Origin of the sequence: Gordonia oleivorans, assembly GCF_040044975.1 — a bacterium.
GTDB classification, from domain to species: Bacteria; Actinomycetota; Actinomycetes; order Mycobacteriales; family Mycobacteriaceae; genus Gordonia; species Gordonia oleivorans.
Map to the genome: position 1 here is coordinate 21,276 of NZ_JBDZDI010000002.1, position 14,813 is coordinate 36,088.

Sequence of the window (14,813 nt, forward strand, 5' to 3'; positions counted from 1 at the left end):
GTGACGTGGTTGCGGGCCGTGCGTCCGGAGATCAGCGTACGGGCACCGCGGTCAGCCTGCCGAGTGCCGAACGCACCACCGCCGGATCGGTGGTCCGCCAGAACGGCGGCAGGGATGCGGCCAGGTATCCGCCGTAGCCCGCGGTGGCCAGACGCGAGTCGAGCACCGCGACCACACCCCGGTCGTCCACCGATCGCAGCAGCCGGCCGGCGCCCTGGGCGAGGAGCAGTGCGGCATGGTTGGCGGCGACCGAGAGGAAGCCGTTGCCACCGCGGGCGTCGACGGCGCGTTGCCGCGCGGTCGACAACGGGTCGTCGGGCCGCGGGAAGGGGATGCGGTCGATGAGCACCAGACTCAGCGACGGGCCCGGGACATCGACCCCCTGCCATAGTGACAGCGTCCCGAACAGGCAGGTCGCCGGATCCTCGGCGAAACGCCGCACCAGCGTCGAGGTGGTGTCGTCACCCTGACACAGGATCGGCACCGAGCAGCGGTCGGTCATGGCGTCGGCGGCCTCGCGGGCGGCGCGCATCGACGAGAACAGTCCGAGGGTGCGTCCACCGGCGGCGGTGATGAGCTGCTCCATCTCGTCCAGGGTCCGCGGGGCGAGCCCGTCACGCCCGGGTCGAGGCAGATGCCGGGCGACGTAGAGGATCGCCGAACGCGGATAGTCGAACGGTGAACCGGCGTCCATCCCGGTCCATCGCACCGGCCCGGAATCCGATGGCGCCGTCTTCCCGGTGGCGGTGACCTCCCGCGCCGAACCGGTCGATGCCCCGCCGTTGATGTTGCCGGCGTCGATCTTGCCTGCGTCGATCTTTCCTGCGTCGATGTCGTCGGCGGCCGGGGTGTCGGCGCCGCGCCCGGCCGCCGGCAGTCCCCAGGTGGCGGCGAGGGCGTCGAAGGAACCGCCGATCGTCAGGGTCGCCGACGTCAGGATCACGGTCGCGGTGCTGAACAGCGTGGCCCGCAGCAGACCACCCACCGACAGCGGGGCGATGTGCAGCACCGGACGTGTCGTCGCCGACGCTCCCCGTCCGACCCGTTCGGCCGCGACCCACACCACGTCGCGCCGCTTGGCCACGTCGGGTTCGCCGAAGGTGTCGAGCAGGCGGACGATGGTGTCGTGCAAGTCGTCGAGGCCGGTCAGGGCCGCCGACCGCGCGGCGGCGTCCTCACCGCTCATCCCGGTGCCGCGCACCGGCCCGATCGCCGAGCGGGCTGCCCACAGGCGGTCCCGCAACGCGGTCAGCATGGTGCCCGCCGACACCGGCAGTCGCGTCCACTCACCCGGCGGACACTCCTCGAGCAGCGCACCGACCTGGTCGCCGGCGCCGAGCAGTGCGTCGGTGGTCTCCTCGTCGATGAGTTTGCCGACGCGGCGCGACAGGTTGGCCACGGCCGCCGCCGACACCTCGGCGGTGCTGACGGCGGTGATCCGGTCGACGAGCTCGTGCGCCTCGTCGACGATCACGACGTCGTGTTCGGGCAGGATGTTGGCCGGGCTCATCGCATTGATGGCGAGCATCGCGTGATTGGTCACCACGACGTCGACCTGGCCGCTGGCGCGCCGCGCGCGTTCGGCGAAGCAGTCCTCGGCATACGAGCAGTTCGCGGCCCCCAGGCATTCGCGAGCCGACACACTCACCTGCCGCCATGAGCGGTCGGAGACCCCGGGGGTCAGGTCGTCGCGGTCACCGGTCTCGGTGTCGGAGGTCCATTCCCGCAGCCGGGTCACCTCGCGGCCGGTCCGCGACAGTTCGAACGCGTCGAACAGTTCGGTGTCCGGCTCCTCGACGGTGCCCGCGTGAATCTTGTGCAGGCACAGATAGTTGGCGCGGCCCTTGAGGATCGCGAAGGTGGGCCGCCGGCCGAGCGGACCGGCCAGCGCGTCGGCCAGTCGCGGCAGGTCGCGTTCGACGAGTTGGCGTTGCAGCGCGATCGTGGCGGTCGAGACGATGACGGTGTGCCCGCTGGCGACGGCATGACGGATCGCCGGGACCAGATAGGCCAGGGATTTGCCGGTGCCGGTGCCGGCCTGCACCGCCAGGTGTTCACCGACGTCGATGGCGTGATCGACGGCGGTGGCCATCCGCACCTGCCCGTCGCGTCGGGCACCGGACACGGCGGTGACGGCGGCGTCGAGAAGATCGGTCACCGAGGGGAGTTCAGGCATGAGTGAGTCTGTCAGGTGTGTCGCGGCGGTGGACGTCGATGACGGCGGGCTGTGGATGGATGATCAGGATCGGGCGCCACCGTAGAGCAGGTCGCCGGACACCTCGACGCCCGCCGCCCGCATCTCCGCGAGCGCGGCGGCCGCCGTGTCGGCGGCCACCGCGGCGGTGAAGTTCAGCAGCACTCGGGTGCGCAAACCGGCCTTCGCGGCGTCGAGGGCGGTCGCCCGGACACAGTGATCGGTCGCGATCCCGACCACATCGACGGACTGGATGCCCTTGTCGCGCAACCAGTGTTCCAAGGTCACGCCGTCGTCGTCGGCGCCCTCGAAGCCGGAATAGGCGGCCGAGTACTCACCCTTGGAGAACACGTCGGCGACCGTCGAGGTGTCCAGGCCGGGGGAGAAGGCGACGCCGTCGGTGCCGACGCGGCAATGCGGTGGCCACGAGTCGACGAAGTCGGGTTTCTCGGAGAAGTGCGAGCCCGGATCGATGTGGTAGTCGCGGGTGGCCACCACCGTCGGGTACTCGCCGAGGATGGTGTTGATCGCCTGGGCGACGGCGTTGCCACCGGCCACTCCCAGTGCGCCACCCTCGCAGAAATCGTTCTGGACGTCGACGATGATGAGGGCGTCGGCGGCGGTGTCGGAGGTCGGGCTGGACATGGCTCTCCTCGGGGCTGGAGGTCGGACGGCGGGGCGGACGGGGCTCACACGCGAGTGTGGCTCACCCGGGCGGCGTGGGGAGGACGAAACGGGTCGGGACGGCCGGATCGCCGTGGGACAACCCGAGACCCTCCCAGGGCAGACTCACCAGGCCCCGCGCGAGATGGTCGCGGGAATCGGTCAGCGTCGGCAGCTCGTCGACCGGCTTGCCGTCGCGGACCAAGGGGATCTGCAGATCCCGTGGTACCAGTCCGGGGGCGGCGGGAGCGGGTGTGCCGGTGCGATAGACGAGTTCCTCCACGATCGTCCCGCTGGGCCGGGCGATCCGGATCGCCGTCTTGGCACCGCCCTGCGATTCCTTGTGGCTGGACCGTTTGGCCACCGGGATGCCGTCGACCTCGACGAGTTTGTAGACCATGCCGGCCGTCGGTGCGCCGGAACCGGTGACCAGCGACGTGCCGACGCCGTAGATGTCGACGGGCTCGGCCCGCAGCGACGCGATGGCGTACTCGTCGAGGTCACCGGACACGACGATCTTGGTCTTCGTCGCGCCGAGCGAGTCCAGTTGCGCGCGGACCTGGCGGGCCAGGACACCGAGGTCGCCGGAATCGATGCGGACCGCGCCGAGTTCGGGACCGGCGACGGCGATCGCATTGGCGACGCCCTGGGTGATGTCGTAGGTGTCCACCAGCAGGGTGGTGCCGACGCCGAGCGCCTCGATCTGGGCGGCGAACGCGGCCTTCTCGTCGGGTCCGTCGGGGCCGGAGAATCCGAGGGTGAAGGCGTGCGCCGCCGTGCCGGCGCTGGGCACGCCGTAGGTCCGTGCCGCCTCGAGATTCGACGTCGCCGACAGGCCGGCGATGTAGGCGGCGCGGGCCGAGGACACCGCGGCTCGTTCATGGGTGCGCCGGGATCCCATCTCGATGATCGGCCGGCTGCCTGCCGCGCTCACCATGCGCGCCGCCGCGGAGGCGATCGCACTGTCGTGGTTGAGGATCGACAGGATCAGGGTCTCGAGGAGCACTCCCTCGACGAAGCTCGCGCGGACGGTGAGGATCGGCGAGCCCGGGAAGTACAGCTCGCCCTCGCGGTAGCCGTCGATGTCGCCGGAGAACCGGTAGTCGCGCAGCCAGGCGACGGTGTCGGCGTCGCAGAACTTCTCGATGACCGCGATCTCGTCGTCGCCGAACCGGAAGCGGGCGAGTTCGTCGAGGACGCGACCGGTGCCTGCGACGACACCGAACCGGCGGCCGTCGGGCAGACGCCTGGCGAACACCTCGAAGACACATTGTCGATGGGCGATCGGCTGGCGCAGCGCAGCCGAGACCATGGTGACCTCGTAGTGATCGGTCAGCAGGGCGGTGTTGTCCACGGTGGTGATCCCTTACCCTTGGAGGTATGGCGCCTGACGTATTGCGTGCGCACGAGGCTACTCCGGGTGGTGCGGCGGTCGCGGAACCGACCGTCGCCGAGAACGTCGCCGATCTCGACCGGCCCTGGATGACGATCGTCTGGGACGATCCGGTCAACCTGATGCGCTATGTGACCTTCGTGTTCCAGAAGATCTTCGGCTACTCAGAATCCCGGGCCAATCAACTGATGATGCAGGTGCACACCGAGGGCAAGGCCGTGGTGTCCAGCGGGGATCGCGACAAGGTCGAGTCCGACGTCCGGAAGCTGCATGCGGCCGGCCTGTGGGCCACGATGCAGCGCGACTGCTGAGCGCGGCCGGGATCACACGTGCGCACCTGGAAACGTCAGGGTCGTGGTTCGCGTATGCGGATCTGTTCCAACCTCGACCGCAACGAGGTCGAGCTGCTCACCTCGATGGTCTCGTCGATGATCGATCTCCTGCATGAGCGGGAGTCGAGCGCACCGACCGACGATCTCGCGGAGCTCACCGGAATCCGGACCGGGCATTCCGCGCCGCCGGGCGATGTGGCCCTGGGCCGGTTGCTGCCGGACTTTCATCGGCCCGATCAGGAACGCGAACTGGCCGCCGACATGGTCAACGGCGATCTCAACGCGGCGCTGCGCAGCATCAACGAACCCAAGATCATCGACGCGAAGATGGCCGCGGCCAAGACCCTGCTCGATTCGCTCCCGCCCGGCGGTGGCGACATCGCACTGACCGAGGCGCAGGCGCTGGACTGGCTGACCGCACTCAACGACGTGCGACTCGCGCTCGGCGCGATGCTGGGGATCTCCGAGGACACCCCGGATCAGTTGCCCGAGGGCCATCCGCACGCCGCGCATCTCGACGTCTACCACTGGCTCACGGTGATGCAGGAACTCCTGGTGGAGTCGTTGATGTGAGTGCCGCGGCCCGAGCCGGAGATCGCCTCACCGACGTCGCCGGGATCACCGTCGGCCATCATCATCGCCTCGACGACGACGTCGTCGTCGGCGGAGATCGGCCCGGAGATCGGCCCGGGTCGGGCTGGGCCACCGGGACCACGGTCGTCCGCATCGCCGGTCCGGACCCGCGGGCCGCGGTGGACGTGCGTGGTGGTGGGCCGGGGACGCGTGAGACCGACCTGCTCGACCCGTCCAACACGGTGACCGTCGCCCACGCGATCGTGCTGACCGGCGGCAGCGCCTACGGGCTCGCCGCCGCCGACGGCGTGATGGCCGAGCTGGAACGTGCCGGTGTCGGACTGCCGATGGACATCCACGGCCACGTCGTGCCGATCGTGCCGGCGGCGGTGATCTTCGATCTCCCGGTGGGCGGCTGGGATCGTCGTCCCGACGCGGGATTCGGCGCGGCCGCGACACGCGCGGCGGCGCAGGGCTTCGCGATCGGAAGTGTCGGAGCCGGAACCGGCGCCCGCGCCGGCGGCCTGAAGGGTGGTGTGGGTACCGCGAGCCGGGTCATCGACGCGGGCCCGGCGGCCGGCGTGACGGTCGGTGCGCTGATCGTGGCCAATCCGGTCGGGACGGTGATCGATCCGACGACGGGGTTGCCGTGGGGTGCCGGGGTCGCCGATCTCGACCGGTTCGGTCTGCGTCAACCGACTCCGGGGGATATCGGTGCGGTGGCCGACATCGCTTCCAAGGCAACGGTTCTCAATACGACGATCGGGGTGGTGGCGACGGATGCGGCGCTGTCGCCGGCGTCGCTGCGACGGGTGGCGGTAGCCGCACACGACGGTCTGGCCCGCGCGATCGTCCCGGTGCATTCGCCGCTGGACGGTGACACGATCTTCGCGGTGTCCACCGGGGCGCGCCCCGTCGAGCCGTCGCCGCTCATCCCGCCGGGGATGAATCCCGAGGCCGCCGTGCTCACCCAGGTCGCCCAGCTGGCGGCGGAGGTGACGCGTGATGCGGTCGTGTCTGCGGTCGTCGCCGCACGGCCGGTGGCCGGCATTCCCGGCTATGCAGACGTGGTGCCGTCGGCATTGCGCTGACGGCACCACGTGGTTGCTGTGTCGGTCGGGATGTCAGCTGTGCCCGGAGGTGCACACCCAGGTGTAGATCTCGCCGCCGCCCGCGGCATAGAGCGCGTTGGACTGGGCGGTGTAGAGGCTCGAGCCGCGTCCGTAGCCCCAGTAACTCGGCGATGACGCCACCGCACCGCAGCCGTTGACGAAGTCGACGGCGACCTTGCAGCCGTACCCGCACGCAGCCAGCGCCGCGGCGTCGGCCTCGGCGTAGGAACCGTAGTCCCAGGCGCGTCCGACGGTGCCGTCGGAGGTGTTCAGCGCAATGGCACCGTAGTAGTTGCCGTATGCGTGGGCGGGTGTGGTCTCGAGTGCGGCGGGAGCGACGATGGCCGCACCCACGGCGCCCACAGCGGCCGCAGCGGCGACGAAGCGCTTGCGAATGGTCATGGCTTCTTACCTTTCTTGGGTGCGGGTGTCAGGCCGGCACACGGGAGGCGTCGGACGGGTTGGGTGGCGTCGAGGCGCTCGGCGTCACGATCTGCGACGGCTTGCTCACCTCGACGGTGTCATTCCACTTCGAGAGCGTGATCGTCATCGACGAGTTGGGGACCGGGGTGATGGCCACCCGGGCCAGCTGGTTGTCGGCGGTGATCCACACCGTGATCGGGACCTGCGCATTCTGATTCGCCGTGACGTTGACCCCGGTCAGCGGCGCGAGGGTCATCGCCGCGACGGTGCCGGTGACCTGGGTGGCCTGCACCCCGTTGATGTCGGCGGCACCGGTCTTGGTGGGGTTCTGGATCTGCCGGAGAAGATTCGCCAGACCCTTGTCCGGATCCAGCACCACCGACACGTCGTAGATGGAACGACCGTCGCCGTAGTCGACGAATCCCTGACCGCCGATGTCGGCGTAGAGGTGCTCGTCGACGTAGACGAACGGGGCCTTCACCTCGGTGGTGCCCAGCAGCACGGTCGCGGTGCCCTTGGCCGCCATCTGCGGCTTGGTCGTGATGTCGGCTTCCACCGCCTTGGCGGTCAGGTTCGGGATGGTCCCGGTCACCACCAGGTTCAGGTGGGCACCGGTCAGCGCGGCGGTCGAGTCGGCGGCGGCACTGACCAGTGCGGCCGGATCGGTGATCGTCGAGGTGGCCGTCGTCGAACCCGACGAACCGCTGTCGGAACCCGACGAGCATCCGGTCAGGGCGAGGGCGGCGGCGATGCCCGCCGCGACGGCTGCAGTGGCAACACGCTGGGCACGTTGCATGAGATGGCACTCCTTTTCTGTGGTCCCCGAGGCCGGTGGTCGATGGTGAGAATCCGGCACCGCAGATCGAGGTAGGAACACGCTATAACGGCCCCTGCTGTGCAAGCCCCTTTGTGGATCGGATGGATGACATGCGTTCGGAGGACGGTCGATGAGGTCATCGGATCGGGTGATCGATTCACCGCTGGGGTTCGGGCGCCGCTGAGTTTGTGGTCGTCACGGAATACCCCGGTCACCGGAGTCGTTGATCAGCGGCGGACATTGCCTGCCGGTCGGGGCAGAACAGGAATGGCAGGGTAGGGGACTGTGGCGGAGGACGAGTCGGTGTTGAGGATAGGTCGGGACCTGGTGGACCAGATGATCGCGCATGCGCGTGCCGATCACCCCGACGAGGCGTGCGGCGTCATCGCCGGCCCCGAGGGTTGCGATGACCCGCAGCGGTTCATCCCCATGGTCAACGCGGAGCGCTCGCCCACCTTCTATCGATTCGATTCGCTCGAACAGCTCAAGGTGTGGCGCGAGATGGACCGCCGTGACGAAGAACCGGTGGTCATCTATCACTCGCACACCGCGACCGAGGCATATCCCAGCCGCACCGACATCTCCTACGCGAGTGAACCGAACGCCCACTACGTCCTGGTGTCCACCCGGGAGGCCGATACCGCGCAGGTGCGCAGTTACCGGATTCTCGACGGAGTGGTCACCGAAGAAGAGATCGAGATCAGGAGCTGAACCCACCATGACGGTCACCGTTTCCATCCCCACGATCCTGCGTACCCACACCGGTGGCGAAAAGCGGGTTGACACACGCGGATCCACCTTGTCGGAGGTGATCGACAATCTGGAGTCGGCCAACCCCGGAATCCGCGATCGTCTCGTCGCCGACGGCAAGCTGCACCGTTTCGTCAATGTCTACGTCAACGACGAGGACGTCCGTTTCTCCGGCGGACTCGACACGTCGATCGACGACGGTGACGAGGTGACCATCCTGCCCGCGGTCGCCGGCGGAGCCGGATTAGAGGTCACCGCCGGCGGAGCCGGATTCGAGGTCACCGCCGGCGGAGCCGGATTCGAGGTCACCGCCGGCGGAGCACGCTGAGGCGTGGCGCGTTACGAGTCGCTGATCGCCTCGGTCGGCAACACCCCGCTCATCGGTCTGCAACGGCTCTCGCCCCGGTGGGACGACTCCGACGACGGCCCGCACGTGCGGTTGTGGGCCAAACTCGAGGACCGTAATCCCACCGGCTCCATCAAGGATCGTCCGGCGTTGCGCATGATCGAGCAGGCCGAACGCGACGGTGTTCTCACGCCGGGTGCGACGATCCTGGAACCGACGAGCGGCAACACCGGGATCTCGCTGGCGATGGCCGCAAAGCTCAAGGGCTATCACCTGATCTGCGTGATGCCGGAGAACACCTCGGAGGAACGTCGGTCGCTGCTGCGGATGTACGGCGCGCAGGTCATCTCCTCACCCGCCGCGGGTGGTTCGAACACCGCGGTCCGGGTGGCCAAGGAACTCGCGGCCGACCACGACGACTGGGTGATGCTCTACCAGTACGGAAACGAGGCCAATTGGCTCGCGCACTACGAGGGCACCGGTCCCGAACTGTTCGCCGACCTGCCCGAGATCACCCACTTCGTCGCCGGTCTGGGAACCACCGGAACCCTCATGGGGGTGGGGCGGTACCTGCGTGAACGGGTGCCGGGAGTGCAGATCGTGGCCGCCGAACCCCGCTACGGGGACGAGGTCTACGGCCTGCGCAACATCGACGAGGGCTTCGTCCCGGAGTTGTACGACGACACGGTGCTGACGCGTCGGTTCTCGGTGCAGGGTGTCGACGCGGTGGCGCGGGTGCGCGAACTCATCGACACCGAGGGGATCTTCGCGGGCGTCTCCACCGGCGCGATCCTGCAGGCGGCACGCGGCGTCGCACGTCAGGCCATCAAGAAGGGCGAACGTGCCGACGTCGGGTTCGTCGTCCCCGACGCGGGATGGAAGTATCTGTCGACCGGGGCGTACGACGGTAGCCTGGAGGAGGCCCAACAGGCCCTCGAAGGGCAACTCTGGGCGTGAGTCCGGTGATGGCCGGCCCCCACCGGTGAATGAGGAGGACATGACCGTCACACCGCCGACCGCGACCCCACGCGCAGGCCGACCGCTGTGGCAGCGATCGGCCATCGTCATGGCGGCCATCGTGGCCCTGCTGGTGGTCATCGAGGCGATCGACGCGGCCACCCGCTATCAACTCGATGATGCGGGTATCGAGCCGCGGCAGATCGACGGTCTCGACGGCATCCTGTGGGCCCCGTTCCTGCATGCCGATTGGGCACACCTGTGGGCCAACCTCATTCCGGGCATCGTGCTCGGCTTCCTGGTGTTGATGACGCGCCGGTTCCTGATCGTGACGGCCATCGTGTGGGTGATCTCGGGACTCGGGGTGTGGCTGATCGCACCTCCGTACACGATCACCGTCGGCGCGTCGGGGATCATCTTCGGCTGGCTGACCTTCCTGCTCGTGCGCGGCCTGTTCAACCGGGACTTCTGGCAGGTGCTGCTGGGTATCGGTCTCTTCCTCGTCTACGGCTCGGTGCTGTGGGGAGTGTTCCCCGGCACGTTCGGGGTGTCCTGGCAGGGCCACCTGTTCGGGGCCATCGGCGGTGTGGTGGCCGCCTGGTACCTCGCCGACCGCGACCGCCGACGCCCGAATCGTGGTGCCGGGACCACTCCGGGGGTGAGGTCATAACCGCATCATCGACGCCCGACGCTCCGATCGGCATCTTCGATTCCGGCGTCGGCGGGCTCACCGTCGCCCGCGCGATCATCGATCTGCTGCCCGACGAAGACATCGTCTACATCGGCGACACCGCCAACGGCCCGTACGGTCCGCTGACCATTCCGCAGATCCGCAAGCACGCTCTCGCGATCGGCGACGACCTCGCCGAGCGCGGCGTCAAGGCCATCGTCATCGCGTGCAACACCGCGTCGGCGGCATGCCTGCGTGACGCCCGGGAACGGTATGCCCCGATCCCGGTGGTCGAGGTCGTGCTGCCGGCGGTGCGGCGTGCGGTGGTGGCCACCAAGACCGGGCGGATCGGGGTGATCGGCACCGAGGCCACGATCGCCTCACGTGCGTATCAGGATTCGTTCGCCGCGGCCCGCGACGCGCAGATCACCGCGGTCGCCTGCCCGAGATTCGTCGACTTCGTCGAACGCGGAATCACCAGTGGGCGACAGATCCTCGGTCTGGCCCAGGGATATCTGGAACCGCTGCAGGAGGCCGACGTCGACACCGTCGTTCTGGGGTGCACGCACTATCCGCTGTTGTCCGGCGTGATCCAGTTGGCGATGGGTGACGAGGTCACGCTGGTGTCGAGTGCGGAGGAGACGGCCAAGGACCTGTTCCGGGTTCTGACCGAGGGTGACATGCTGCACCCGCATTCCGATCGCGAGGCCGAGCGGGTCTTCCAGGCGACCGGTGACCCCGCGTCGTTCGCCAAGTTGTCCAGCCGTTTCCTCGGTCCCACCATCGGGGCGGTGGCTCGCATCTGAGGAATGTCGACACCGATTCGCCGGCCCGCAACCGACTTGTGCCCGATACCTGATCACCATGCCATGCGCGCATGGCATGGTAGGAACATGCGTCTCACGGTCCTCGGGTGCTCGGGAAGTGTGGGCGGGCCGGGGGCGGCCTGCTCGGGGTACCTGTTCGCCGCGCCGGGTGAGCAGCCGGTGCTTGTCGACTGCGGGCCCGGGGTGATCGGTGAACTCATGAGGGTGGCCGATCCCGACAACATCGCGGTGGTGCTCAGCCACATGCACGCCGACCATTGTCTCGATCTACCCGCGATGCTGGTGTGGCGTCGCTACGCCCCACCCGGTCCCGCACCGGAGAAGGCGCCGCTGTACGGCCCGTCGGGTGTTGCGACGCGCATCGGTGCGGCGTCCTCGGAATATCCGGGCGAGATCGACGACATCAGCGACACCTTCGACGTGCACGAGTGGAGCGACGGGATGGAGATCACCCTCGGTGGCCTGCGTATTCAGGCGCTCGCGGTTGATCACCCGCCGGAGACCTATGGGATGCGGATCACCGGACCGGACGGGCATGTGGTGGCCTTCAGCGGTGACACCGGCCCGTGCGACGAACTGATCGACGTCGCCACGGACGCGGACCTGTTCCTGTGCGAGGCGTCGTGGACCCATGACCCGGCCACCCGTCCCGAACACCTGCACCTGTCGGGTATCGAGGCGGGAGAGGCCGCGACGAAGGCCAATGTGAAGACGCTCGCGATCACCCACGTCGCGCCGTGGTGTGACGCCGAAACCATTCTCGCCGAGGCCCGGAGCACGTTCTCGGGACCGGTCGAGCTGGTGCGGCAGGGCCAGATCTTCCACTTCTGAGCCGGCGCGTGGGGGGCGTCGTCGGTGTCTGCGGCGATGTCTACAGTTGGTGAGGTGACCACACGCGCTGACGGCAGGGCCGACGACGAACTCCGACCGATCACCATCACCCGCGGATTCACCAGCCATCCGGCTGGATCGGTGCTCGTGGAATTCGGCGAGACCCGGGTGATGTGCACCGCGAGCGTCACCGTCGGCGTGCCGCCGTGGCGGCGTGGGTCGGGACTGGGGTGGCTCACCGCGGAGTATTCGATGCTGCCCGCGGCCACCCACGAACGGTCTCGCCGGGAATCAGTCAAGGGCAAGATCGGTGGCCGCACGCACGAGATCAGCCGGCTCATCGGACGCTCCCTGCGTGCCTGCATCGACCTGGCCGCGTTGGGTGAGAACACCATCGCCCTCGACTGCGACGTCCTGCAGGCCGACGGCGGTACCCGCACCGCGGCGATCACCGGCGCCTACGTCGCCCTCGCCGACGCGGTCACCTGGCTCGGTGCAGCAGGCAAACTCAGCGATCCGCAGCCACTGTCGTGCATGATCGCCGCGGTCAGCGTCGGGGTCGTCGACGGCCGGGTGCGTCTGGACCTTCCCTACGAGGAGGATTCCCGCGCAGAGGTCGACATGAATGTGGTCGCCACCGACGCCGGCACGCTGGTCGAGGTGCAGGGGACCGGTGAGGGTGCGACCTTCCCGCGTGCCACCCTCGAGAAGCTGCTCGACATCGCCGAGGTGGGCACGGCCAAACTGTTCGAGGCCCAGCGGATCGCGCTGGAGCAGCCGTACCCGGGCGAGCTTCCGGCCTGATGGCCAATCGGATTCTGCTGGCGAGCCGCAACGCCAAGAAGCTTGCCGAACTGCAGCGGGTCGTCGACGCGGCGGGGATCGTAGGACTCGAGGTGATCGGACTCGACTCGGTGCCCGACTACCCCGAAGAACCCGAGACGGGCGCCACGTTCGAGGAGAACGCGCTGATCAAGGCACGTGCCGGGGCGCGGGCCACCGGCCTGGTCTGTCTCGCCGACGATTCGGGGCTGTCGGTGGATGCGCTCAACGGGATGCCCGGGGTGCTGTCGGCGCGGTGGAGCGGCCGCCACGGCGACGATGCCGCCAACAACGACCTGCTGCTGAATCAGATCGGTGACGTGCCCGACGAGCGTCGCGGTGCCGCGTTCGTCTCCGCGTGTGCACTCGTCGCGCCCGACGGTTCCGAAACCGTGGTGCGAGGGGAGTGGCGTGGCACGATCCTGCGTGTCCCGAGGGGCGCCAACGGCTTCGGTTACGACCCGCTGTTCATCCCCGACGACGCCGTCGCGGCCGGCCGATCGTCGGCGGAACTCTCTGCGCAGGAGAAGGATTCACTGAGCCATCGCGGAAAGGCGTTGGCGCAGTTGGTTCCCGCGCTACGAGGCCTGGCCGCCGACTGATCTCTACAGCGTCTCGCCGCCTATCCCGTACTGCGCCTTCACTTCCTTGGTCCGGATGTGTTCGACGTAGAAGGACAGGAACGGGATGGTGCCGGCGATGGCGGTCACCAGGATCTTGCCCAGCGGCCAGCGCACCTTGATGGCCAGGTCCACCGCCAGGATGAGGTAGACGAAGTACACCCACCCGTGCACGATCGGGACGAAGTCGAGGGCGGCGACGTCGAATCCGTACTTGAGGATCAGTTCTGCGACGAGTAGCAGCAACCACAGACCGGTGATCCAGGCGAGAATGCGGTACCGCAGGAGCGCTCCCTTGACCTTCTCGATCGGTGCGGCCGCTGGTGCGACGTCGGTCGCGGATTTGTCGCTCACTGAAATGGGATCCTCACTTCTCGGATGTGTCGGTATCGGCCGGCGGCACGGTCTCGCGCAGGGCGGCGTGGGCGTGGTCGGCGGCGTTGAGTTCGGCCAGGTATTGGTTGTACTCGCGCAGCGACGGATCGTCGTCGTCGGCCCGGTCGCGCTGCAGGGTCGACGCACTGGGGATCGTCGGACGCTCGGGCAGGATGCCCTCGGGGATCTCGGTCGCGGCCTTGTTCTCGGCAATCTTCTGCGCCTCGTCCGGATCGCTCTCGAGGACCACGAAGCGGCGGTACGCCCAGACGAAGGCGAACCCGAAGGCCGGCCACTGCAGCGCGTATCCGAGATTCTGTTCAGTGCCACCGCCGGACTCGTAGGTGTCCCACTGCCACCAGGCCAAACCCAGGCAGGCGATTGCCGCGGCGACCGCGAGCACCAGGAGTGCGGGGCGGTGACGACGACGGCCGGACTGCGTAGACATACCTACGACGGTACCTGGCCTGCGCCGATGCTCTGCCGGGCGGTCGGGGTGATCTGCGTCAACGGTGACGCCGACGCTCGGGCTGATGCGGTTCGCGGGAAGTGCAGACGGTAGGCTGTGCTCGCAGCACGCGCGAGTGGCGGAATTGGCAGACGCGCTGGATTTAGGTTCCAGTGTCTACGGACGTGGGGGTTCAAGTCCCCCCTCGCGCACCAGCATTCACCTCGGTCGGTGACCCCTATGGCGAGGAACCTCGGCGTTGGTCTCAGTGCGCCGCGTCGTACGCGTCGACGACGTTGCGAGGTAGGCGACCCCGGGCGGAGACGGAGTATCCGTTCGCAGTGGCCCACTCCCGGACCTGCGCCGGGTCCGGCGTGGTGGATTGGCGTCGGGTGGGCGGATCGATGCGTGTCGCGGTGGGGTGACGTCGACCCCCGACGCGGGTGGAGACGGCGAGCAGTTTGGCGAGCGGGACCCGTCCGTCCTCGATCTTCGCGAGGTTCACCTTCGAGGTATCGAGCCGGTAGACGACGCCCGCCCAGGACCACATCACACTGCGTGCATCGTCGACACCGAGGGGTTTGCCATCGAGGTCGTCGACGAACGAGGTCACCTTCACCCTTGCCACGTGATGCACGTTAACACATGGATAATCCGATG

At 68.4% G+C, this 14,813-nt stretch carries 18 protein-coding genes, 1 tRNA gene and 1 pseudogene; 12 read left to right on the forward strand and 8 right to left on the reverse strand.

Going from position 1 to position 14,813, the window contains the following annotated elements; all coding sequences use genetic code 11:
- Positions 1-31: 31 nt before the first annotated feature.
- The 3 genes from ABLE92_RS03555 to ABLE92_RS03565 all read right to left on the reverse strand — a co-directional run bounded on the left by ABLE92_RS03555 (position 32) and on the right by ABLE92_RS03565 (position 4,169).
- Positions 32-2,176 carry an ATP-dependent DNA helicase gene (locus ABLE92_RS03555; RefSeq protein WP_348803250.1) on the reverse strand — a complete coding sequence of 715 codons (2,145 nt, stop codon included), beginning with the start codon at positions 2,174-2,176 and terminating at the stop codon, positions 32-34.
- Positions 2,177-2,239: 63 nt separating this feature from the next.
- Positions 2,240-2,839: an isochorismatase family protein gene (locus ABLE92_RS03560; protein ID WP_348803251.1), complete on the reverse strand. Its 600-nt coding sequence runs from the start codon at positions 2,837-2,839 to the stop codon at positions 2,240-2,242.
- A 61-nt stretch (positions 2,840-2,900) separates the two neighbouring features.
- Complete coding sequence (locus ABLE92_RS03565; protein WP_348803894.1) at positions 2,901-4,169, reverse strand: nicotinate phosphoribosyltransferase; 1,269 nt, start codon at positions 4,167-4,169, stop codon at positions 2,901-2,903.
- 68 nt (positions 4,170-4,237) lie between these two features.
- Here ABLE92_RS03565 and clpS point away from each other — a divergent pair, with 68 nt between their 5' ends.
- From clpS to ABLE92_RS03580, 3 genes are read left to right on the forward strand one after another with little or no spacing between them, the layout of a single operon-like run.
- Complete coding sequence (gene clpS, locus ABLE92_RS03570) at positions 4,238-4,561, forward strand: ATP-dependent Clp protease adapter ClpS (RefSeq protein ID WP_348803252.1); 324 nt, start codon at positions 4,238-4,240, stop codon at positions 4,559-4,561.
- A gap of 18 nt (positions 4,562-4,579) precedes the next feature.
- On the forward strand, positions 4,580-5,155 hold the full coding sequence (aosR, locus tag ABLE92_RS03575; RefSeq protein WP_348803254.1) for an oxidative stress transcriptional regulator AosR: 576 nt from the start codon (positions 4,580-4,582) through the stop codon (positions 5,153-5,155).
- On the forward strand, positions 5,152-6,246 hold the full coding sequence (locus ABLE92_RS03580; protein ID WP_348803255.1) for a P1 family peptidase: 1,095 nt from the start codon (positions 5,152-5,154) through the stop codon (positions 6,244-6,246). Before aosR ends, ABLE92_RS03580 begins: the two co-directional genes overlap by 4 nt.
- 33 nt (positions 6,247-6,279) lie before the next feature.
- Here the strand turns inward: ABLE92_RS03580 and ABLE92_RS03585 are convergent, their stop codons facing one another.
- Together ABLE92_RS03585 and ABLE92_RS03590 are read right to left on the reverse strand one after the other, a co-directional pair.
- Positions 6,280-6,669, reverse strand: a complete 390-nt coding sequence (locus ABLE92_RS03585; RefSeq protein ID WP_348803256.1) for a DUF4189 domain-containing protein — start codon at positions 6,667-6,669, stop codon at positions 6,280-6,282.
- Positions 6,670-6,697: 28 nt separating this feature from the next.
- Positions 6,698-7,486 (reverse strand): LppX_LprAFG lipoprotein, encoded by a 789-nt coding sequence (locus ABLE92_RS03590; protein ID WP_348803258.1) that lies wholly within the window; start codon positions 7,484-7,486, stop codon positions 6,698-6,700.
- Between the two features lie 324 nt (positions 7,487-7,810).
- On the opposite strand from ABLE92_RS03590, the gene ABLE92_RS03595 reads away from it, so the two are divergent.
- The 8 genes and pseudogenes from ABLE92_RS03595 (at position 7,811) to rdgB (ending at position 13,312) form a co-directional block, all read left to right on the forward strand.
- Entirely contained in the window at positions 7,811-8,218 is a 408-nt protein-coding gene (locus ABLE92_RS03595) for a M67 family metallopeptidase (protein ID WP_348803259.1), read from the forward strand.
- 7 nt (positions 8,219-8,225) lie between these two features.
- Positions 8,226-8,495, forward strand: a pseudogene (locus ABLE92_RS03600) (MoaD/ThiS family protein); the annotation flags it as partial.
- Positions 8,496-8,588: 93 nt separating this feature from the next.
- Positions 8,589-9,560: a PLP-dependent cysteine synthase family protein gene (locus ABLE92_RS03605; protein WP_348803260.1), complete on the forward strand. Its 972-nt coding sequence runs from the start codon at positions 8,589-8,591 to the stop codon at positions 9,558-9,560.
- Between the two features lie 40 nt (positions 9,561-9,600).
- Positions 9,601-10,230 (forward strand): rhomboid family intramembrane serine protease, encoded by a 630-nt coding sequence (locus tag ABLE92_RS03610; protein ID WP_348803261.1) that lies wholly within the window; start codon positions 9,601-9,603, stop codon positions 10,228-10,230.
- Entirely contained in the window at positions 10,227-11,036 is an 810-nt protein-coding gene (gene murI, locus ABLE92_RS03615; RefSeq protein WP_348803895.1) for a glutamate racemase, read from the forward strand. The genes ABLE92_RS03610 and murI overlap by 4 nt, the downstream gene beginning before the upstream one ends.
- An 87-nt stretch (positions 11,037-11,123) precedes the next feature.
- A complete protein-coding gene (locus tag ABLE92_RS03620; RefSeq protein WP_348803262.1) occupies positions 11,124-11,888 on the forward strand; it encodes a cyclic nucleotide-degrading phosphodiesterase in 765 nt (254 codons plus the stop codon).
- Between the two features lie 54 nt (positions 11,889-11,942).
- A complete protein-coding gene (rph, locus tag ABLE92_RS03625; protein ID WP_348803263.1) occupies positions 11,943-12,692 on the forward strand; it encodes a ribonuclease PH in 750 nt (249 codons plus the stop codon).
- The gene (gene rdgB / locus ABLE92_RS03630) at positions 12,692-13,312 is read left to right on the forward strand and encodes an RdgB/HAM1 family non-canonical purine NTP pyrophosphatase (RefSeq protein WP_348803264.1); all 621 of its coding nucleotides are present in this window, start codon (positions 12,692-12,694) and stop codon (positions 13,310-13,312) included. The genes rph and rdgB overlap by 1 nt, the downstream gene beginning before the upstream one ends.
- A gap of 3 nt (positions 13,313-13,315) precedes the next feature.
- Here rdgB and ABLE92_RS03635 read toward each other — a convergent pair whose 3' ends face one another.
- A complete protein-coding gene (locus ABLE92_RS03635; RefSeq protein ID WP_348803265.1) occupies positions 13,316-13,684 on the reverse strand; it encodes a DUF3817 domain-containing protein in 369 nt (122 codons plus the stop codon).
- A 13-nt stretch (positions 13,685-13,697) separates the two neighbouring features.
- Complete coding sequence (locus tag ABLE92_RS03640) at positions 13,698-14,153, reverse strand: transcriptional regulator (protein ID WP_348803267.1); 456 nt, start codon at positions 14,151-14,153, stop codon at positions 13,698-13,700.
- 130 nt (positions 14,154-14,283) lie between these two features.
- Here ABLE92_RS03640 and ABLE92_RS03645 point away from each other — a divergent pair.
- Positions 14,284-14,368 (forward strand) — tRNA-Leu (locus ABLE92_RS03645).
- Positions 14,369-14,418: 50 nt separating this feature from the next.
- Here the strand turns inward: ABLE92_RS03645 and ABLE92_RS03650 are convergent.
- Positions 14,419-14,781 (reverse strand): histone-like nucleoid-structuring protein Lsr2, encoded by a 363-nt coding sequence (locus ABLE92_RS03650; protein ID WP_348803268.1) that lies wholly within the window; start codon positions 14,779-14,781, stop codon positions 14,419-14,421.
- Positions 14,782-14,813 lie beyond the last annotated feature (32 nt).